Genomic DNA, 19,669 nt, shown 5'->3' with positions numbered 1-19,669 from the left:
AGTAACGGGTTAAAAGGCAATTCTATTATATCTTTGCAGGATTAAATCTAATCGGAACCGGAAATGATTCATAAAATTGGGCATAGAGGCGCTAAAGGTTTTCTGGCGGAAAACACGTTGGAATCCTTTAGTAAAGCACTGGATTTGGGTGCCAATGCGATCGAATTGGATGTGCATGTTTGTGCTACCGGAGAAATTGTGGTAATCCATGATTTTACGGTAGACCGTACGACCGATGGTTTCGGAGAAGTACATCAGTTATCCCTTTCAGAATTAAAAAAGTTCAAGATTGAAGCATTGTACACGATTCCTTTATTAGAAGAAGTATTGGATTTAATAGCTGGAAAATGTTGGATTAATGTGGAATTAAAAGGACACGGAACAGCAGAACCTGTCGCTGGACTAATTGAGCGATATGTTAATGAAAAAGGCTGGGAGTATGCCGATTTTGTAGTTTCCAGTTTCCAGAAAGAAGAATTAAAAAGAATTAAAAAAATAAACCCTGAAATTCCAATCGGAGTACTCACTCAGGCCAGTGTAGAACAAGCGATCCATTGGGCTGATCAATTATCGGCCCAGGCGATTCACCCGCATTTTTCATTGCTAACCGAAGATAATTGCAAAGAAGCGCAAGCAAAAGGATATGCAATTTTTACCTGGACTGTTAATGAAGAAGATGATATCCGCCGTGTAAAAGCATTGGGTATTACCGGTATCATTTCCGATTATCCGAACAGATTATGAATGCAAACTACGATGTTATCATTATAGGTGGTGGAGCGGCCGGTTTTTTTACGGCTATCAACATTGCCGAAAGCAATTCGAAACTAAAAATAGCCATTCTCGAGCGTGGTAAAGAAGTGCTTTCCAAAGTGCGTGTTTCCGGGGGGGGACGATGTAATGTAACGCACGCCTGTTTTATTCCGAATGAACTGGTTAAATTTTATCCAAGAGGCGAAAAAGAACTAAAAGGCCCTTTTCACCAGTTTTGCTCGGGTGATACGATCGAATGGTTTGAACGCCATGGAGTAGAATTAAAAATTGAAGACGATGGAAGAATGTTTCCGGTCACCGATAGTTCGCAAACCATAATCGATTGTTTTCAACTGGCGGTTAAAAAACTGGGAATTGATGTGCTAACCGGACAAAGTGTACAATCGCTTTTTCGGGGTGAAGACTATTGGAAAGTAGAGACGACACAGGAGACCTTTAAAACTTCAAAAATAGTGATGGCTACGGGTAGCAATCCGAAAATGTGGGAAATGATGCAAACCTTAGGGCATTCCATTGTACCACCGGTACCATCTCTTTTTACCTTTAATATTAAAGATCCTAGAATTAAGGATTTAATGGGCGTTTCGGCTCAGGCTACCGTAAAAGTAAAAGACAGTCGACTACAGGCTTCCGGTCCGTTATTGATCACCCATTGGGGAATGAGTGGCCCTGGAATTTTAAGGCTTTCCGCTTGGGGTGCTCGGGAATTGTTTGCTAAAAATTACCAGTTTGTACTACAGGTAAATTGGTTAAATGACCTCGATTTTGAGGAAACGGCCGAATTACTTCGCGAACTTAAAAAGGAACACGCCAAAAAAGGAATCGTAAAAAAATCACCATTTGATTTCCCGAACCGATTATGGGAAAGTTTGGTACTGGCTTCCGGGATTTCGGCGGAAACCAAATGGGCCGATTTGTCCCGTAAACAATTGGATGATCTCGCCACACAATTGGTAAACGGCTCGTATCCGGTAAACGGAAAGAGCACCTTTAAAGAAGAGTTTGTGACCGCCGGAGGAATCGATTTAAAAGAGATCAATTTTAAAACGATGGAAAGTAAAATCGTACCGGATTTGTATTTTGCGGGAGAAATTCTGGACATTGATGCGATTACAGGTGGCTTTAATTTTCAAAATGCATGGACTGGAGGATTTCTTGTGGCTAAAAACTTCTCAAATTGACATTTTAATAATCAAAATTGTGAGAATTATTTTTATTTTTAACACACAAGATGTGTTAGAATAAAAGTTTATGCCCCTAAAACCCGTTTGCAGGTTAATCCTGTTAGTATTTCTATTGCCTTACATGAATGTAATGGCACAAAATGTCACTTTAAAAAACTTTAAACAGAAAAATGGACTGCCCAGTAATGAGGTCTACGATATTTTTCAGGACAAAAACGGAGTGATGTGGTTTGCTACCGATCGGGGATTGGCAAATTACAATGGATCAAAATTTAAAAAATTCGAACCCAAAGACGGACTAACCGATATTACCGTTTTCGATTTCTTTCCTCAGGAAAACGATCAGATATGGTGTACTACCTTTAACGGTAAACTATTCTATTTTGAAAACGGATCCGAAAAATTTATACCCTATCGGTATAATAACGTTATCGAAAATTTTTTTAAAGAAAGAAATCTGTCCGGATTTTTAATCATTTCATTAGCAGTTGATGCTCAAAATGCCTTACATTTTTTTACGACTTCCGGTTTTTATCTTAAAATCGATGCAAAAGGAACGCTTACGTGTATTTCTGAAATAAAATTACCAACAGAAGAGCCGCGGTATTTTCACTATAAAAAGATTAATAAAAAACAAGGAATCGAATATTTTTCAGAGCGAAAATCGGAGTTTACGCCCTATGCCAGAATAAATGAATCCATAAAAAGATTTTTTAGCTTTAAGGACATTAAGGTAGTTTATACGGAAGGAAAGGTATGGATTTTTCGAAAAAAAGGAAATCCGCTTCTCATTTCAGGTAAAAATTCCGAGCCATTGGAAAGTGGCGAATACGATGCGGATCATTTTTGGATTAGTTATAGAGGGAAAGGGATATTTGTATACGATACAAACGGAAAAGTCGTAAAAAGAAGTCTCAATGGACATTCTGTTTCCCGGATTTTTAAAGATAATTTCAATTCGCGATGGTTTTCAACGGTTAATGGAGGCGTTTTTTACGAACAGGAAGAAAAAATAGCTAAAAATATACTAAAAGGAACCTACATTTACTCGTTAACCCGTAATGCGGAAGGGGAGTTGTTTTTAGGGTGCTATAATGGCGATGTTTATAAAAGAACCCAAAAAGGTGCATTAGTATTGTTGTATCGCGGATTGACAAACAAACCGGCAATTGTACAATATTATAAAGCAGAAAAATGCACCTATTATATGGTTGATGGGATGCTTTATACCGATACCGGAAAACAAATGATTTGTCTTGGAGGCGTTTTAAAAGCATCGGACGATACTCCGGTACCGATTATCTCGCGTTTTGGTATTCTCAATGTAATTGAGGAAGCAAAGGTTCGGAAAATAGACACCCTAATGTTCCGTATACACGATGTTTCGGAGCATGACGGTAACTATTATTGCGCTTCGATGAAAGGCATCAAAGTGAGTAATGGAGGTGAAAAGTATGTTACGATAAAAAAGCGTTTGCTCAATTACCGATTTGATGATATGGATTATGAACCGGAACGAAAAGTTTTTTATCTCGCCAGCTTAGGTGTCGGAGTGGTGGTTTACAATCCGCATACGGGTGCGACCATGAATATTGACAAATCAAAGGGATTGTCGGACGATTTGGTGACAGAAGTATATGTAGAAGATAAAAATACCATTTGGGCTTGTACAAACTATGGACTCAACAGAATTACATTTGACAAAGACGGTACGTTTAAGGTACGTTATATTACAACATCCGATGGTTTGTCAGAAAATCAGATTCGGGATGTAGAAATTGTAAACGATACCATATATGTAGCTACGGCCAATGGTTTGTGTAGTATCGCGAAAAACAATTTTGAAGCAATTTTTAATAAGCGGAAATACTTTCTGCGATTAAATGCAATAGCGGTTAATAGTACGATTCTGGATAAACCGGCAAAACAATTGTCCCTGTCGTATGATAAAAACCAGCTCGATTTTTGGGTTGAATCGGTTGCCTATGGTCGAAAAGAACAGGTCTATCGCTATAAATTAAAAGGACTACACGAGAATTGGAATTACACCAGCGATCGCAAAATTGCCTACGAATTTATCCCGCCGGGACATTATGAATTACAAGTACAGGTTTTGGAAGACAACCGTCTTTTTTCAGATGAAAAGATCCGTCTTCCCATCACAATTCGCAACCCATTTTGGACAACCTGGTGGTTTATTATTATCGTAATAGCTGCATTGGGAGCCTTAATTTATCTCTTTTTCAGAATTCGGGTACTAACGTACAATAAAGATATTATCCGGGAATTACTGCGATTATGGGTGCGGAAAATCAAAAAGAAAGAAAAGTATTTTGTATTTAAAGAACAAGGTAAGGAAATACGGATTCCGACCAACACCATTCTGTATGTCAAATCCTCCGGAAACTACATGGATATTGTGACCGAAGAAAAAGTATACGTCATGCGATGTAAAATAGGCGATTTTATCAGTAAGGTACCTGATCCGTTAGAATTTTTACGGGTACATCGTTCGTATATCATACGCATTGACAAAGTGGAACAGAAAACCAAAAAAATGGTATTGATCAAAAAACAGGAGATACCGGTAGGCGAAACCTATGTCGAAGAACTGGATAAAATCGTCTTTTAAGACAAAGGATTTAATATAGGGTAAAAAAGCCATCACAAAATAAAAGGTGTTGGTAAAACGGGTTAATATCAAAAGGTTGTTTTGTCACTATTTGAAACACTGTTCATCACAAATTGCGATTTTTCAACTGTTTTTGCTGTTGTTGCGAATAGTTTTGTGGTAATAACCTCTAAAACTTTTTTATGAAAAAAACAGCATTACTTTTTTGTGCATTTCTACTCTTTATGAGTACAAATCTCTTTGCGGCGTTAACAGGAAACCTGCAATTTTCTCCGGCGTTGGGTGCGAACATAACGGTTTATCCGAATAGTACGCTTTATCCGGCTAGCTATGAAGTACGAATTTCGGTTTCGTCTTATTCCAATACATTTTGTGCGGGAAGCTATTCTCTTTCATTAGAGCGCAGAAATATTACAAACGGCACATCGGGAACCTGGGGAAGTGTAACGCCCAATACTCCGTTTCCAAACCTTGGAACTGTCGAGTCGTATTCCGGGACATGTATGATTTATCAAGCTCATGCGACTAAATACGAATACAGAGTAAAAATTGTTTTCAATCCTACGGGTTCATCTGGTACAACTTGTGCTACTATGGCAAACGAAGAAAAATATACCAATATCGGAACGGTTCAGGTAAAACCAAAAGCAGTGCCGAACTTTACCGTAAATGGGATGACTATTCCGGCGGATGCATCCCCGTTATCTCCATGTTATTCACAAGCATTAGTTATGGATGCCGATCTAACTAGTAATGAATCCGACTATTTTATGGCGGTAGCCGAATCCAATCGTTGGTGGGAAAGTACCGGAAATTTAGAATGGGGCGGATGGTTTGCTGGTCAGGCTCCGGATAATATCGTGGTTCAGGACAAAATGCTTAATAATAAGCATTATTTTACAGCACCAACACCAGCTCAGGTTACGGCGAGCCCATCGTTAGCGGTTTTAAAAGGAGGATTGCTTCAAAGCCCACCATCTTTAGCCGGGCAAGACCGTTATTATCGTCTCCAGATCTGTGTGGGCGAACCGGAATGGACCTGTAAAATGGTTTTAGTTCGTTTCGATATGGGTTGTAGAACCGCTTCGGTTGTAGATGTATCTGATTCAAAAGAAATAGGAGAATTTTTAACGGAAGAAAATACATCTGGTGTGAAGTTATTCCCTAATCCGGTGAAAGATGTTGTTAGTATCAACACCAAAGAAAAAGTATCCGGATATACGGTTTATAATTTAAGCAATACGATCGTAAAAACAGAACAAAACAAAAAAGGCGATCTTCAGCAAGTAGACCTTACCGGTCTTAAACAAGGGTTATATGTTATTGAAATCACTACCGAAAAAGGAGTGGAAAGACATAAAATCATAAAAGAATAATAAATTAGTAACTCAAATAAAACCTGTCGGATTTAATCAAATCTGACGGGTTTTGTTGTTTTTGGAGGTTGCGTTTGGAGTGATTTAGGATCGAATGCGATCAAGCTATTTTTCAAACTAAAAGAGAGTAAAAAAGATCGTCCCAAAATAAAAGGTGTTTGTAAAATAGATAAATATCGAAAGATAATTTCGTCACTATTTAGTATAGTATTCGTCACAAACTGCTATTTTACGGGTGTTTTAGTACATGATGCGAATAGTTTTGTACCATCAACTTTTAAAACTAAAAACATGAAAAAAATTATTTTCGAGGTAAAAAGAGCTGCGATTGTGTGCGGATTGTTTTTACTAACAACCTTGTCGGTAAATGGGCAAACTTTGACTTTAGGGACTACAAATGCATTAAGTATGCCGGCTCCAACAACTTCTGGAAGTCCGGTGACGTATATGTATAATGTAACCATACCGTATTTTGCCAACCAATTAACGGGGACGTTTAATATAACCGTTCCGTATTCTTGTCCGACAAATTATACAAAAAAGTTATTTTTAAGCAATGCATTAGGTGCAGTAAACTCATCATCTGGAAGCAATATAATAACAATTCCGGGGACATTGGGAGTTGGAGTAAATAGTTATACGGTAACCGGGTACTGTGAAGATGGGTCGAGTTTGCCGGATCCGGTAATAACAACATTTAATATCAAAATTATAGTGACGCGAGAAACAGCACCGTCTGTTAGCTTAAGTTTTGCGCCATATTGTAAGCTTACGCCTAATAGTAATCCGCCACTGTATAATGGTTATATCGGATTTAATGTAACAGGAAATTATGCAAATGCCGGTAAATTATATTTAAGAGTAACAAATGCTTTGGGGACTTGTCCTACTGCCGATTATAAAGTGACCTTGTTGAATGCTTCCGGAGCAGCTACGGCTACTATTAATCCTACAGCTAGTTTTTACGATTGTGCCGCTGGTACAACCTATACAATTAAGCTGGTATATAAAACAACAAGTATGTCGGGAACGGCAATTAGCTATGTTGTGAATAGTGGTGAAATTGGTTGGACGGATTACAGTTGGGCGAAAACATTTCGATCATGTCTAAACAAACTTGAACCTGTACCTGGAGATCCGGTATTTGGACGTAACGTAGCTGAAGACATGACGGCTGAGCTTGCAGATGTTAAAAAATACAACGTATATCCAAACCCAACCAACAGCGATTTGAATATAGCACCAGCCGAAGGGAAAGAGATTCGTAGTGCTAAAGTGATCGATCCAAGCGGTTTTGTATACGAAACCAAAGCGTTTCGTAACGGAAAAGGAAAGCAATCCATCAATATGAGTCATTTAAAGCCGGGAATCTATTTTGTAGAAATCGAAACCAACGAAGGGGTGTTTGTAGAAAAAGTAGTGAAAAACTAAATAACATTAAAAACGGTTTTGAGCTTGCCGTTTTTATCCGAAGCCTGTCAGGATGTAATGTGCCTGACAGGCTTTGTTTTTTTACAGATTTGTGATTATTCCCGTCCGCCGTCGAGTTTGTCCTGCCATTCTTTTAGTTCCGACCATTTTCCTTCGTACGCCATTCGGGCTTGTCGCGGCCATGTTGTAGGATTATGCATGGCAAAACGTTCACCGGCTTTATGGAGGATCTCATTGCAACGGTCTACCGAAGTTTCCGACAATGCTTTCCAGGAAAATATCCCCGAAGTGTTGAATAATTCTTCAATTTTAGGACCAATACCTTCGATAATTTTCAGATCGTTTTCGGTAATTTTTCTACCCAGTACCGAAGCGGCCAGTTTGGCATTAAAAGGTTCAATTATTGAGGTAGCGGCAAATCCTAATGAAGAACCCTGACGTTTCAGAGCGTCCAGTTCGGCTGTAAGTGTTGCGGATTTAGACCGGCAATTGTCCAGATCAATTTGTAATTGCTTGGAATTATGGTTACCCGATGTAGCTGATTTACCAAGTAAATAGCCTAATAATGCACAGATTAAACCTGTAATAACCGGGATGAGTATACATGGTGCATTCATATGTAATGGTGTTAGATTAATGGATCGTGATTACGGTACGTCTGTTTTTAGCTTGTCCTTCTTTGGTAGTGTTGCTTTGCAACGGATCGTCCGGACCTTTGGAGCTGCTGTTGATCTTATCTGGTGGGATGCCATTTTGAATAAAGTAATTTTTGGCAAAATCGGCACGTTGCTGCCCGATATGGATATTGGTTTCGCGGTTGCCGACATTGTCGGTATAACCTATGATATCCAGTTTGGCATTTTCCACATGATCGATATAGCGTATCATATCAGCTATTTTCTGACGGTCGGTTTCGGATAGGAGAATCTCAGTTTGTCCAGAGTTAAAATAGAGTGTCAGTGGATTGGTGTTCAATTGTGTTTTTACAGCTTGCCAGTCGGTTTCCGGCTTGGCTTCGGTAGCGGGTTCGACAAGGTCAAAGGTGATCGGTCCGAGCAGTGTTCCGTTCTGAACAATCAAGTCATCACTAATTTTGCCATTAATTTCAATTTTAGCGGAAGGGATTCCCTGGGAAACAAAATAATTTTTGATCTCGTTGGCCCGCGCATAGCCCAGATTTGGAAAAATGGAAGAATTGACTTCGTCTTGTAGCGCAAACCCGTTGATTTTTAATAATGCCGGACTGTTTTCAAGAAATGATTTTAGTGAAGCCGCCCCGATTGCTATCGAATCGTCGACAGGAAGTAGTTTTTTAAAATCATTTTTTAAAAAATTAAAATTATCCTGTGCGTTAAAACGAATGCCGTTGCCTTTCAAGGCAAACGGATAGGCCGGATGAAGCGTGGTATTGTCTGTGCTACCAATAGCTGTGTTGTCCTTTTCAGAACAGGTATTGCCACAATGGACACAACAAAATTGATGGTACAAAAAACAACCGATAATTAGGGTTGCTAGTATACCAAGAAGGTAAGTCGCTTTTTTTGGCATAATCGGTAAATTTGATTTATTCTCAAATTTAACTAAAAATGCTTTTTATTTCTTTGTTTTTGGTTAAAAAGTATATATTAATATTGATTAAGTTGCCATATGCTTGCATTTAATACCCCTGCGAAAGTAACCCAGGCAAGATAGGGTAGCAACAGATAACCGGCAATTTTGTGAATCTTTCGAAACGATTGGTAAGTTTCGTAAATCATTAGCCAAAGTATAACCAGCTCGATTAAAGCCAATAAAACATTGTGAAGTCCGAAAAATAAAAACGACCATAACGCATTCAATCCCAGCTGAATAGTAAAGAAAAGCAAGGCTCTTTTTACGGCATCGCGTTCAAAATCAATCCGATTCCAAACCAGTCCGGCTGCAATTCCCATCATAATGTATAACGTACTCCATACCGGAGCAAACAACCAGTTGGGCGGATTAAACGACGGTTTTACCAAAGTAGGATACCAGGTTTCAATACTGCCACGGGTTACAATTCCGGAAAAATAACCTACCACCAGACAGGTTACCACGATCATTACTATACGGGTGATGTTTTTCATACTTCAAAAATACACGAATTCCGGCAATTTTTTCCAATGGATCGCTATTTCAAAAAAAGTATCTTTGCGTAAATTTTTAAGGATATGTTTTTAGAAAAAGATTTTGTTTACAACGGAACGTTGGATGGTGTGGAAAACGGAAATTCCGAATGGAGCGCGCCCAGCAATATTGCGCTGGTAAAATACTGGGGGAAAAAAGAACACCAGATTCCGGCGAATCCGTCGGTGAGTTTTACGCTGAATAATTGTAAAACCATTACCAAACTGTCTTTTTCGAAAAAAGAATCCGCTGCCGATTTTTCGTTTGACCTTTTATTCGAAGGAAAAGAAAAAGAGTCTTTCAGACCAAAAATCCAGAAGTTTTTCGAGCGAATCGAAACGTATTGCCCGTATCTGAAAAACTATCATTTTGTTATCGATACCTTAAACACCTTTCCGCACAGTTCCGGAATTGCCTCCTCGGCCTCAGGAATGGCGGCATTGGCGATGAATATTATGGATTTGGAAAAAGCTTTAAACCCACAAATGGACCAAGCTTATTTTTATAGCAAAGCCTCCTTTTTGGCGCGTTTGGGCTCCGGAAGTGCCTGCCGAAGCATAAAAGGAAATGTTGTGGTTTGGGGAACGCATAAAGAAATTGAAGGTAGTTCTGATCTGTTTGGAGTGGAGTTTCCGGGACAGATTCACGAAAATTTTAAGAACTATCAGGACACGATTTTGTTGGTTGACAAAGGTGAAAAACAGGTGTCGAGCACGATAGGTCACGATTTGATGCACAATCATCCGTATGCCGAAAAACGCTTTGAACAGGCGCATGTTAACTTGTCTCAGATCAAAAACATTCTGGAAACAGGCGATGTGGAAAATTTTATCAAAATCGTCGAAAGTGAAGCGCTTACGTTACATGCCATGATGCTTACTTCTATGCCGTATTATATCCTGATGAAACCTAATACACTTGAAATTATCAACCGCATTTGGAAATACAGAAGTGAAACCGGAACGCCGGTGTGTTTTACACTCGATGCCGGAGCAAACGTACACGTCTTATATCCGGAATCGGTAAAAGAAAAAGTATTGGCATTTATTCAGCAGGAATTAGTTGGCTATTGTCAAAACAGTCAGTACATTTGTGACGAAATCGGAAAAGGAAGCGAAAAGAGCAATTAAAACTTTTTTTCACTACCTTTATACTAGATTTAGCGGTAAACCGTTTCTAAAGCAGGAAATACGTATATGAAAGGACCACTTTTTTACTCGAAAATTTTACTCTTCGGAGAGTATGGTATTATCAAAGATTCCAAAGGGTTATCCATCCCGTATAATTTTTATAACGGGGCATTGAAAATAGCCGAAAACCCAACTTCGGAATCGATAAAATCAAATGCGGCTTTACAACGTTTTACAGCCTATCTGGAAGATATTCAGGAAGAAAACCCGGAATTGGTAACCTTTAATATGGAAGCCTTAAATGCCGATGTGGCTCAGGGAATGTATTTCGATTCCAGTATTCCGCAAGGATACGGAGTGGGAAGTAGCGGTGCTTTGGTGGCGGCTATTTATGATAAATATGCCAACAATAAAATTACCGTACTGGAAAACCTGACACGCGAAAAATTACTACAGTTAAAAAATATCTTTGCCCAGATGGAATCCTTTTTCCACGGGAAAAGTTCCGGATTGGATCCGCTAAACAGCTATCTGAGTTTACCAATATTGATCAATTCCAAGGATCATATTGAGCCAACCGGCATTCCGTCGCAAAGTACCGAAGGGAAAGGAGCTGTATTCCTTATCGACTCCGGAATTGTAGGTGAAACGGCACCGATGGTGAATATCTTTATGGAAAACCTAAAAGATCAGGGTTTCCGAAAAATGCTAAAAACACAATTCGTAAAATATACCGATGCCTGTGTGGAAAACTTCCTGCACGGCGATGTAAAATCCTTATTTTCCAATACCAAAAAATTGTCGAAAGTAGTCTTGAACAACTTTAAACCGATGATTCCGGAACAATTCCATCAGGTATGGCAAAAAGGGATCGATACGAACGATTACTACTTGAAATTATGTGGCTCCGGTGGCGGTGGTTACATACTCGGATTTACGCAAAATCTGGAAAAAGCTAAAGAATCCTTAAAAGATTATAAGTTAGAGGTCGTTTATCAATTCTAATTTATAACTTTTCGGTCGGAAAATTCCGCGGATGATAAATTAATAGCCAAAACCATGCTTACCCGTAAATCCAAATTGACTTTGATGAAGATCCTCAGTTTGTTTTCTGTGGTACGGGGTTATAATATTCCGATTATTGTACTGGCGCAATACCTGTCATCGATCTTTATTCTGGCCAAAGACGAACGCGCATTGGATGTGATTCTGGACTGGCGTTTGTTTATTCTGGTGTTTGTATCTACGCTAACAATAGCTTCCGGATATATTATCAATAATTTTTACGATGCGCAGAAAGATCTGATTAATCGACCGAACAAATCAATGCTGGATCGATTGGTGAGTCAGCAAACCAAATTAAAAGTTTACTTTGGATTGAATTTCCTGGCAACGGGTCTGGCCTATATCATATCCTGGCGGGCGGCTTTCTTTTTTGCAGCCTATATTTTTCTGATCTGGTTTTATTCGCACAAGCTTAAAAAATACCCGATTGTTGGAAATCTGACGGCTTCTGTCCTTGCGGTAATGCCATTTTTCGGAATATTATTGTATTTCAAAAACTTTTACCACGTAATTTTTGCCCATGCGGGATTCCTTTTTCTATTGATCCTGATTCGTGAAATGATCAAAGATCTGGAAAATATCAAGGGGGATTTGGTATCCGATTATCAGACCATTCCGGTTCGTTTCGGAACTAATGTATCCAAAAAAATGATAACGGCTTTAACGATCGCTACGGTTATTCCGGTATTTATCCTGGTCGAAAAATACGATGTAGGTTATATGGATATTTACTTTTATATAGCATTGATTATCTTGATGTACTTTATCCGGTTATTGTGGAAATCGGAAACCCGCGAAGAATATGTTCAATTGCATATGATATTGAAAACCCTTATTGTAGCCGGAGTTTTCTGTATTGTACTCATTGATCCTACGGTTTTGGTCAACGGCAAAAAACTATTGGCCGGACTATAACAATCTTTCAAAATACTTTTTTAACACACAAAGAGATAAATAGTATCTTTGCAAAAATTTTTTAGCGAAATGAATAACGGAAAAGGAAATAATAAAAGAGGTTCTTCCAACGGCAAACCGGGTTTTGGACCAAAGAAATCAAATGCGGCTGGGAAACCGAATTTTAAAAAAGACGATAGAAAAAGTAATTTCTCAAAACCGAAACCGGACTTTGAAAAAAAGCCGAAAGCGCCTAAAGGACCTGCTTCGGATGATATCCGTCTGAATAAATATATTTCTAATTCTGGCGTTTGCTCTCGTAGAGATGCTGATATTTATATCCAATCGGGGAATGTAAAAGTGAATGGAGAGGCGATTACCGAAATGGGTTATAAAGTGAAACCAGGTGATGTTGTTAACTTTGACGGAACGGTGATTACACCGGAGAAAAAAGAATACATCCTGCTAAATAAGCCAAAAGGATTTACTACGGCCGGCGATGGAGACGGAAATACGGCAAATGTGTTGGATTTGGTACGAAATGCAACCAAAGCAAAACTACAATCGGTTGGACGTATGGATAAAAGTACAACGGGATTGTTGTTGTTTACAAACGATTCGGATATGGTTCGTAAATTTACGGCCCCAAACCAACGTTCGTCAAAAGTATACCAGGTAACACTGGACCGTAACCTGAAATTTGAAGATCTGGAAAAAATCCAAAAAGGACTTACGATCGATAATTTTAGAGTATATGTAGAGGAGATTTCGTATATCGAAAACGAACCGAAAAGTGAAATCGGTTTAAAGATGAAAACGTCCAATGTAAAAGTTGTGCGTTCTATTTTCGAACATCTGGAATATGATGTGATTAAAGTAGACCGCGTTGTTTTTGCGGGACTGACCAAGAAAAATTTACCACGTGGAAACTGGCGTTTTCTGACCGATCAGGAAATTATAAACCTTAAAAATATATAAATCCACAATCCTGAAGCTTGCTTCGGGATTTTTTTACCATACTAATGACACCAGAAACATTACAATCGATTGCCTTTCGTTGGTTTGAAGCGTTCAATACCAAGCAACTTGACAAATTACTATCACTTTATGATGAGGAAGCACAGCATTTTAGTCCGAAATTAAAAATGCACCAACCGGAAACCAAAGGATTGGTTGTTGGGAAAGATGCTATGCGTGCCTGGTGGCAGGATGCATTTAACCGTTTGCCAAGCTTGCATTATAAAGTGACGTCGTTAACGGCAAACTCCGATCGTATTTTTATGGAGTATATCCGTCAGGTAGATGGGGAAGAGGATATGCTGGTTGCCGAAGTACTCGATGTAAAAAATGGAAAAATAATAGCATCACGTGTATATCACGGATAAAAAAAGGCTGTCTATTACGACAGCCTTTTAGTTTAGTTTTTTAATGGTTTGGCACCATTGTTCAAACCGCGTTTGTTGAGTAGCGGTGTGATGTTCGGTTCCTCACCACGGAATTTTTTATAAAGTACCATAGGATCTTCTGTTCCTCCTTTTTCAAGGATATATTTACGGAAAGCTTTGGCTTTTTCCGGGTTGAATAACGAAGTGCTTTTAAACGCTTCAAACGCATCGGTATCCAAAACTCCGGACCAGATATAGCTATAATAACCAGCCGAATAACCCCCGGCGAAAACATGGCTAAAATACGTACTTCTATAACGCGGAATGATTGAATTGATCAATCCGATTTTTTTCATGGAACTAGCCTCAAATGCAGTCGCATCCTGTGTGATGGCTCCGGTTTGTGTATGGTATTCCATATCCAGTAACGAAGCAGCTAGATATTCTACAGTAGCAAATCCTTGGTCGAAAGTGCCGGATTTTTGTAATTTTTCAATTAACGCATCGGGAATTACAGCTCCGGTTTGGTAATGCTTGGCATACATTTTTAAAACTTCTGGCTCGGCAGCCCAGTTTTCCATAACCTGAGACGGTAATTCTACGAAGTCTCTTGGAACCGCAGTTCCAGCCATACTTTGGTAATTCACATTCGATAATAAACCGTGTAGAGCATGACCAAATTCATGAAAAAATGTTGTCGTTTCGTCAAATGTTAATAAAGTGGGTGCGTCGCCAATTGGTTTGGAGTAATTACAAACGATTGAAATCACCGGAGGAATACGTTTCCCGTTTTCCATTTGCTGCGCACGGTAGGAGGTCATCCAGGCACCACCGTTTTTGGAAGCACGCGAATAGAAATCCATATATAAAGTACCTACGGGAGTTCCGTCCTTTTCCATAACTTTCCAAACGGTAACATCTTCATGGTATTTTGGAACATCTTTTAGTTCTTCGAATTTCAACCCATAAAGATTTTCGGTTACTTTAAAAATCCCCTGTTGTACATTCTGAATACTGAAATATGGTTTTACTTCCTGTTCATCCAGATTATAACGTTCCTTACGGATTTTTTCGGCATAATAACGCCAGTCATACGGTTGTACGGCATCGGAAATACCATCGGCCACCATCATTTTTTTGATATCGGCCGTTTCCAGTTTTGCTTTTTCAAGTGCCGGTTTCCAAAGTTTGGTTAACAACTCCGTCGCTTTTTCCGGTGTTTTGGCCATACTTTCTTCCAATACATAGGCAGCGTGGTTTTTATAACCTAACAAACGTGCTTTTTCACCGCGTAGGTTGGCCATCTGGATTAGATTTTGTTTGTTGTCGAATTCGTTATTGTTGTTGCCACGGTTCTGATAAGCTGTCCAGATTTGCTTGCGCAGTTCGCGATTAGATGCATATTGCAGGAATGGCATCACACTCGAATTACTCAGTGTAAACACCCATTTTCCATCCTTTCCGGAAGCTTTGGCTTTGGCCGCTGCGGCAAGGATCAGTTCGTCCGGTAAACCGGCTAAATCCGCTTTTTTATCGATCACTAATTCGTAGGCATTGTTTTCTTTAAGAATGTTGTTGCCAAATTTTAGTGATAACAAGGATAACTCTCCATTGATTTTGCGCAGTTTTTCTTTATCGGTTTCCGAAAGATTCGCACCACTGCGCACAAAAGCTTTGTATTTTTTCTCCAGTAAACGGGATTGTTCCGGAGTTAGTTTTAAGGTTTTACGGGCCTCCCAAACCGCTTTTACCCGGGCGAATAATTTCTCATTCAGATTGATATTATCATTGTGCTTAGAGGATATTGGTGCCATTTCCTGAGCGATCGCCTGTAGTTGGTCGTTTGTGTTGGCTGAACTCAGATTGCTAAAAACAGTCGCAACCCGATTTAAAAGCTGTCCCGAATTTTCGAGTGCCAGAATGGTATTATCGAAAGTTGGTTTGGCCGGATTATTCGTAATGGCATCGATTTCCTGTTGGTGAATTTTAATACCTTCCAGTAAAGCCGGTTTAAAATGTTCGTTTTTAATCAAATGGAAAGGAGGAACTTCATAAGGAGTATTGTACGCGGCCAGAAGCGGATTGGTTGGATCGCCGTTTCGCTTGGATTTGTCCTCGTTTCCCGAAAGTAAAGACATTCCCACAGTTGTAAGAATCAGAACAGTTTTTGTAATCATGATGTTATTTTGATTAATTTAGTTATGTAAAAATAACAGAAAAAGTGATTACCGTCGGTTATAGCACATTTTGTTAACGAATTTTTATGAGCCGAATACGGAATATTCTGTTAAAATTTGAAAATTAGATAGTACTTTTGTAGTATGAAGCGCTCCCCTAAAAATATAATCCTCAAGACCCTTAAGATCACTGGAATCACAATCGGTAGCATATTGCTGTTATTATTCCTGATTCCGTTGCTGTTTCCGGGAACCATTGCCGAACAGGTAAAAAAAGCCGCGAATCAAAAACTGGATGGCGAACTGAATTTTAAAGAAACGCATTTGTCGTTTTATAAGCATTTTCCGTCGTTAACGGTTTCGTTGGATGAATTTTCGTTAAAAGGATCGGCACCCTATCGAAACGATACTTTGGTAGCGGCAAAAGAAGTGGCTTTCGGAATCAACCTGAAACGCCTTATTTTTGACAATCAGGTGAGTATTGACGAGATTTATTTGTCCGATGGACAGGCGAATATCAAAGTGGACGAACACGGACATGCGAATTATAATGTCTATATTTCGAATGCACCCAAAACAGCCGACACTACAGAATCGGCTTCGATACGACTGGATCGGATCGAAATTAAAAACGTTCATTTAAAATACAACGACCTTTCAGCTAAACTGGCGATCGATGCCAAAGATTTTAATTATATCGGAAAAGGCGACTTGGATAAGTCTATTTTTGATCTGACAACAAAGGCGCGAATCGGATCGTTGGATTTTGCTTTTGACGGAGAAACCTACCTGAAAAACAAAGTGGTTAACGCCGATTTACTAACGCGAATCAATACCAATTCCCTGTCGTTTGTTTTTAGACAAAATAACCTGAAAATTAATAAACTTCCGGTGAAATTTATCGGAAAACTGAACTTCCTGAAAGACGGATATGATATCGATATTCACGTAGAAACCCAGAATAGTAACCTAAACGATTTGTTCACCGCGATGCCACCGGCCTATGTGACCTGGTTGGAGAAAACAAAGGTACAGGGACAAACGGATGTGTTATTTACGTTCAAAGGAATCTACAACGCTTCTCAAAATAAAAAACCCGATTTAGGCTTGGCAGTTAATATCCGCGACGGTTATATCGCTTATAAAGATACACCGTTTCCGACTTCGAATATCTTTTTAAAATTCAATACCCGAATGCCATCGTTAAATCCGGATTTATTGGAAATCGATATGGATTCGATCCACTTTAATGTTGGGAAAGACTTTTTGGCTGGGAAACTCTATTCCAAAGGAACCAAACATATCAATGTAAATACCGATATGAAGGCCAAACTGGATCTGGAAAAATTAAACCGTGCTTTGGGATTGGAAAAGATAGAAGTCAAAGGATTGTTAACCACGAGTATCAAAGCCAAAGGCGATTATGATGCGACTCAGAAGCTATTCCCGATTACCGATGGATTTTTAGCCCTACAAGGTGGACGATTAAAGACACCGTATTATCCAAACCCGATCGATTCCATCCGAATCAATGCGCGTATCAAAAATACAACGGGTAATTATAAAGATCTTATGGTAAAAGTAACGCCGGCTTCCTTTCATTTTGAAGGCAATCCGGTGTTTGTCGCAGCCGATTTATCGAATTTTGAAGATCTGTCTTATAAAGTCAAAGCTAAGGGCGAAATTGACGTCGCAAAAGTCTATCAAGTATTCCGTCAGGAAGGACTTGACGTAAAAGGGTATATCAAAGCCGATTTATTTTTACAAGGAAAACAGAGCTATGCTACTACGGGACAATATGGTAAAATGAATAACAAAGGGACCCTGGTATTACGGGATATTACGGCAAAATCGCAGTTTTTTCCAAAACCATTCCTGATCAAAGAAGGTTTGTTCCGATTTGATCGCGACAAAATGTTTTTTAACGCTTTTAAAGCGGGCTATGGGCAGTCGGATTTTAATTTGAATGGTCAGTTACAAAATGTAATCAATTATGTATTGAACGATAAAAGTGTTCTTTCCGGAAACTTCGCGTTGCAGTCCGATTTTCTAAATGTTAACGAATTTATGGCCTACAATCCGGATGGTGTCAAAACAAATAATTCCAAGGTCAATGCGAAAAAAACAAAACCGAAAGAACCAACGGGTGTTGTTGTGGTACCTACAAATCTGAATGTTTCGGTTGTGGCCAATGCTAAAAAAATTGACTACGATGGTTTGGTACTGAATGACATGTCTGGAAAAGCAATGGTCAAAAAAGGAAAAATCATGTTGCGCAATGCGGGTATTGGCATTATCGGAAGCCGGATGACATTGGATGGTGTTTACGACGATGTAAGTGCCGATAAAGCGAACTTTAGTCTGCGTTACCGCGCGAAAGATTTCGATGTGAACCGTGCGTACCGTGAAGTGAAATTATTCCGCGATTTAATGACATCGGCCGAAAAAGCCGAAGGAATCATAGGTGTCGATTACCGTTTACGCGGCGTACTCGATCAGAACATGCAACCGATCATGCCATCGTTAAAAGGAGATGGTGTGGTAACGGTTAAAAAAGTAAAAATAAAAGGGCTGAAATTGTTTTCGGCGATCAGTAAAAAAACAGGATCCGATGGTATCAATGATCCGGATTTAAGTGAAGTGGAAATCAATTCGAACATTAAAAATAATGTGATCACTATTGATGAAACGTTGATCAAAGTAGCTTTATTCCGTTTGAAATTCAAAGGGCAAACCAACTTTGCCGGTCAGATGAATCTGCGAATGCGTTTGGGATTACCGCCATTCGGATTAATCGGAATTCCGGTTGTGATTACAGGAAACAAAGACAATCCTAAAATAAAAGTATTTAGCAAAACGGGCGAAGAAGTTCCCGAAACCGAATACAAAGGAACACCGGCACCGGCTACGCCACCTCCTTCGGAACCAAAACCGGAACCGTCGGTAACACCCGCACCGGAAAAACCAAAAGAAAAGGAATAGCATAAAAAAACACTCGTTCTAGGAGTGTTTTTTTATGTACTTTAACGATTGTAAAATTGTAATGCAAAAATAAAATTGAAGTATAATTTTTATATTTTATGAGTCCAACCTCTCTCAATGGCTTTGTTTTTGAGTTTTTTGGCACTTTTCTTCATTTGATTGGTTGTTGCGATATTGGTGTAGTCAATGACAGCATGTCCGGCAAATGGGGTATTGTCTTCGTAGGCATTTAAATTTTGAATGGCAATTACTTCTGCAAATGTTACCGATAAAACGCCCGCAGAAACATAATTTTGAGTAAAGTGGTTAAAAGAGTCTAGGGCTGAAAATTTTTCACCATTATAAACAGAGAGTTTTTTATTATCTTTTTCTGAAGGCGTAAATGCTAAAGAGGCAATGTTGTTTTCAGCTAAGAAAGCCTGTTCGGAAATAAAATTATTTTGAATCCAGCTAGGATGTATTTGCCGATGAAGTAAAGTTGCGTTGGTCATTAA

Annotated in this window: 16 protein-coding genes; 11 read left to right on the top strand and 5 right to left on the bottom strand. The window is 39.1% G+C overall.

Annotation, left to right across the window (positions count from 1 at the left end; translation table 11 throughout):
* Window positions 1-63 precede the first annotated feature (63 nt).
* From ABFU83_RS13010 to ABFU83_RS12990, 5 genes are all read left to right on the top strand, one after another.
* Window positions 64-744: a glycerophosphodiester phosphodiesterase family protein gene (locus tag ABFU83_RS13010; protein WP_347066519.1), complete on the top strand. Its 681-nt coding sequence runs from the start codon at window positions 64-66 to the stop codon at window positions 742-744.
* Window positions 741-1,955: an NAD(P)/FAD-dependent oxidoreductase gene (locus ABFU83_RS13005; RefSeq protein WP_347066517.1), complete on the top strand. Its 1,215-nt coding sequence runs from the start codon at window positions 741-743 to the stop codon at window positions 1,953-1,955. The genes ABFU83_RS13010 and ABFU83_RS13005 overlap by 4 nt, the downstream gene beginning before the upstream one ends.
* Before the next feature lie 133 nt (window positions 1,956-2,088).
* Window positions 2,089-4,590: a LytTR family transcriptional regulator DNA-binding domain-containing protein gene (locus tag ABFU83_RS13000; RefSeq protein ID WP_347066515.1), complete on the top strand. Its 2,502-nt coding sequence runs from the start codon at window positions 2,089-2,091 to the stop codon at window positions 4,588-4,590.
* A gap of 224 nt (window positions 4,591-4,814) precedes the next feature.
* On the top strand, window positions 4,815-5,966 hold the full coding sequence (locus tag ABFU83_RS12995; RefSeq protein ID WP_347066513.1) for a T9SS type A sorting domain-containing protein: 1,152 nt from the start codon (window positions 4,815-4,817) through the stop codon (window positions 5,964-5,966).
* 291 nt (window positions 5,967-6,257) lie between these two features.
* On the top strand, window positions 6,258-7,397 hold the full coding sequence (locus ABFU83_RS12990) for a T9SS type A sorting domain-containing protein (RefSeq protein WP_347066512.1): 1,140 nt from the start codon (window positions 6,258-6,260) through the stop codon (window positions 7,395-7,397).
* 95 nt (window positions 7,398-7,492) lie between these two features.
* On the opposite strand, the gene ABFU83_RS12985 is transcribed toward ABFU83_RS12990, so the two are convergent.
* The 3 genes from ABFU83_RS12985 to ABFU83_RS12975 all read right to left on the bottom strand — a co-directional run bounded on the left by ABFU83_RS12985 (window position 7,493) and on the right by ABFU83_RS12975 (window position 9,502).
* Window positions 7,493-8,014, bottom strand: a complete 522-nt coding sequence (locus ABFU83_RS12985) for a hypothetical protein (RefSeq protein ID WP_347066510.1) — start codon at window positions 8,012-8,014, stop codon at window positions 7,493-7,495.
* Between the two features lie 16 nt (window positions 8,015-8,030).
* The gene (locus tag ABFU83_RS12980) at window positions 8,031-8,945 is read right to left on the bottom strand and encodes an OmpA family protein (RefSeq protein WP_347066508.1); all 915 of its coding nucleotides are present in this window, start codon (window positions 8,943-8,945) and stop codon (window positions 8,031-8,033) included.
* A gap of 77 nt (window positions 8,946-9,022) precedes the next feature.
* The gene (locus ABFU83_RS12975) at window positions 9,023-9,502 is read right to left on the bottom strand and encodes a TspO/MBR family protein (RefSeq protein ID WP_347066506.1); all 480 of its coding nucleotides are present in this window, start codon (window positions 9,500-9,502) and stop codon (window positions 9,023-9,025) included.
* An 84-nt stretch (window positions 9,503-9,586) separates the two neighbouring features.
* Here ABFU83_RS12975 and ABFU83_RS12970 point away from each other — a divergent pair, with 84 nt between their 5' ends.
* From ABFU83_RS12970 to ABFU83_RS12950, 5 genes are all read left to right on the top strand, one after another.
* Complete coding sequence (locus ABFU83_RS12970; RefSeq protein WP_347066505.1) at window positions 9,587-10,672, top strand: diphosphomevalonate decarboxylase; 1,086 nt, start codon at window positions 9,587-9,589, stop codon at window positions 10,670-10,672.
* A 66-nt stretch (window positions 10,673-10,738) separates the two neighbouring features.
* Window positions 10,739-11,677 carry a mevalonate kinase gene (locus ABFU83_RS12965; protein ID WP_347066503.1) on the top strand — a complete coding sequence of 313 codons (939 nt, stop codon included), beginning with the start codon at window positions 10,739-10,741 and terminating at the stop codon, window positions 11,675-11,677.
* Between the two features lie 54 nt (window positions 11,678-11,731).
* Complete coding sequence (locus ABFU83_RS12960; RefSeq protein ID WP_347066501.1) at window positions 11,732-12,652, top strand: geranylgeranylglycerol-phosphate geranylgeranyltransferase; 921 nt, start codon at window positions 11,732-11,734, stop codon at window positions 12,650-12,652.
* A 69-nt stretch (window positions 12,653-12,721) separates the two neighbouring features.
* Complete coding sequence (locus tag ABFU83_RS12955; RefSeq protein ID WP_347066499.1) at window positions 12,722-13,609, top strand: pseudouridine synthase; 888 nt, start codon at window positions 12,722-12,724, stop codon at window positions 13,607-13,609.
* 44 nt (window positions 13,610-13,653) lie between these two features.
* On the top strand, window positions 13,654-14,016 hold the full coding sequence (locus ABFU83_RS12950; protein ID WP_347066497.1) for a nuclear transport factor 2 family protein: 363 nt from the start codon (window positions 13,654-13,656) through the stop codon (window positions 14,014-14,016).
* A 32-nt stretch (window positions 14,017-14,048) separates the two neighbouring features.
* Here ABFU83_RS12950 and ABFU83_RS12945 read toward each other — a convergent pair whose 3' ends face one another.
* Window positions 14,049-16,193 carry a M3 family metallopeptidase gene (locus ABFU83_RS12945; protein WP_347066495.1) on the bottom strand — a complete coding sequence of 715 codons (2,145 nt, stop codon included), beginning with the start codon at window positions 16,191-16,193 and terminating at the stop codon, window positions 14,049-14,051.
* Window positions 16,194-16,337: 144 nt separating this feature from the next.
* Between ABFU83_RS12945 and ABFU83_RS12940 the strand changes: the two genes are divergently transcribed.
* Window positions 16,338-19,175 carry an AsmA family protein gene (locus ABFU83_RS12940; RefSeq protein ID WP_347066493.1) on the top strand — a complete coding sequence of 946 codons (2,838 nt, stop codon included), beginning with the start codon at window positions 16,338-16,340 and terminating at the stop codon, window positions 19,173-19,175.
* Between the two features lie 89 nt (window positions 19,176-19,264).
* Here the strand turns inward: ABFU83_RS12940 and ABFU83_RS12935 are convergent, their stop codons facing one another.
* Complete coding sequence (locus tag ABFU83_RS12935; protein WP_347066491.1) at window positions 19,265-19,666, bottom strand: hypothetical protein; 402 nt, start codon at window positions 19,664-19,666, stop codon at window positions 19,265-19,267.
* Between the last annotated feature and the right edge of the window lie 3 nt (window positions 19,667-19,669).

It is taken from the genome of Flavobacterium sp. WV_118_3 (genome assembly GCF_039778605.1).
Classification (GTDB): domain Bacteria; phylum Bacteroidota; class Bacteroidia; order Flavobacteriales; family Flavobacteriaceae; genus Flavobacterium.
The sequence above is the reverse complement of the archived record's forward strand: the minus strand, read 5'-3'. Positions and strand labels throughout refer to the sequence as shown.

Coding starts and splice junctions, on each gene's coding strand:
- ABFU83_RS13010 (WP_347066519.1), top strand. CDS start 64: ATGATTCATAAAATTGGGCATAGAGGCGCTAAAGGTTTTCTGGCGGAA.
- ABFU83_RS13005 (WP_347066517.1), top strand. CDS start 741: ATGAATGCAAACTACGATGTTATCATTATAGGTGGTGGAGCGGCCGGT.
- ABFU83_RS13000 (WP_347066515.1), top strand. CDS start 2,089: ATGGCACAAAATGTCACTTTAAAAAACTTTAAACAGAAAAATGGACTG.
- ABFU83_RS12995 (WP_347066513.1), top strand. CDS start 4,815: ATGAGTACAAATCTCTTTGCGGCGTTAACAGGAAACCTGCAATTTTCT.
- ABFU83_RS12990 (WP_347066512.1), top strand. CDS start 6,258: ATGAAAAAAATTATTTTCGAGGTAAAAAGAGCTGCGATTGTGTGCGGA.
- ABFU83_RS12985 (WP_347066510.1), bottom strand. CDS start 8,014: ATGAATGCACCATGTATACTCATCCCGGTTATTACAGGTTTAATCTGT.
- ABFU83_RS12980 (WP_347066508.1), bottom strand. CDS start 8,945: ATGCCAAAAAAAGCGACTTACCTTCTTGGTATACTAGCAACCCTAATT.
- ABFU83_RS12975 (WP_347066506.1), bottom strand. CDS start 9,502: ATGAAAAACATCACCCGTATAGTAATGATCGTGGTAACCTGTCTGGTG.
- ABFU83_RS12970 (WP_347066505.1), top strand. CDS start 9,587: ATGTTTTTAGAAAAAGATTTTGTTTACAACGGAACGTTGGATGGTGTG.
- ABFU83_RS12965 (WP_347066503.1), top strand. CDS start 10,739: ATGAAAGGACCACTTTTTTACTCGAAAATTTTACTCTTCGGAGAGTAT.
- ABFU83_RS12960 (WP_347066501.1), top strand. CDS start 11,732: ATGCTTACCCGTAAATCCAAATTGACTTTGATGAAGATCCTCAGTTTG.
- ABFU83_RS12955 (WP_347066499.1), top strand. CDS start 12,722: ATGAATAACGGAAAAGGAAATAATAAAAGAGGTTCTTCCAACGGCAAA.
- ABFU83_RS12950 (WP_347066497.1), top strand. CDS start 13,654: ATGACACCAGAAACATTACAATCGATTGCCTTTCGTTGGTTTGAAGCG.
- ABFU83_RS12945 (WP_347066495.1), bottom strand. CDS start 16,193: ATGATTACAAAAACTGTTCTGATTCTTACAACTGTGGGAATGTCTTTA.
- ABFU83_RS12940 (WP_347066493.1), top strand. CDS start 16,338: ATGAAGCGCTCCCCTAAAAATATAATCCTCAAGACCCTTAAGATCACT.
- ABFU83_RS12935 (WP_347066491.1), bottom strand. CDS start 19,666: ATGACCAACGCAACTTTACTTCATCGGCAAATACATCCTAGCTGGATT.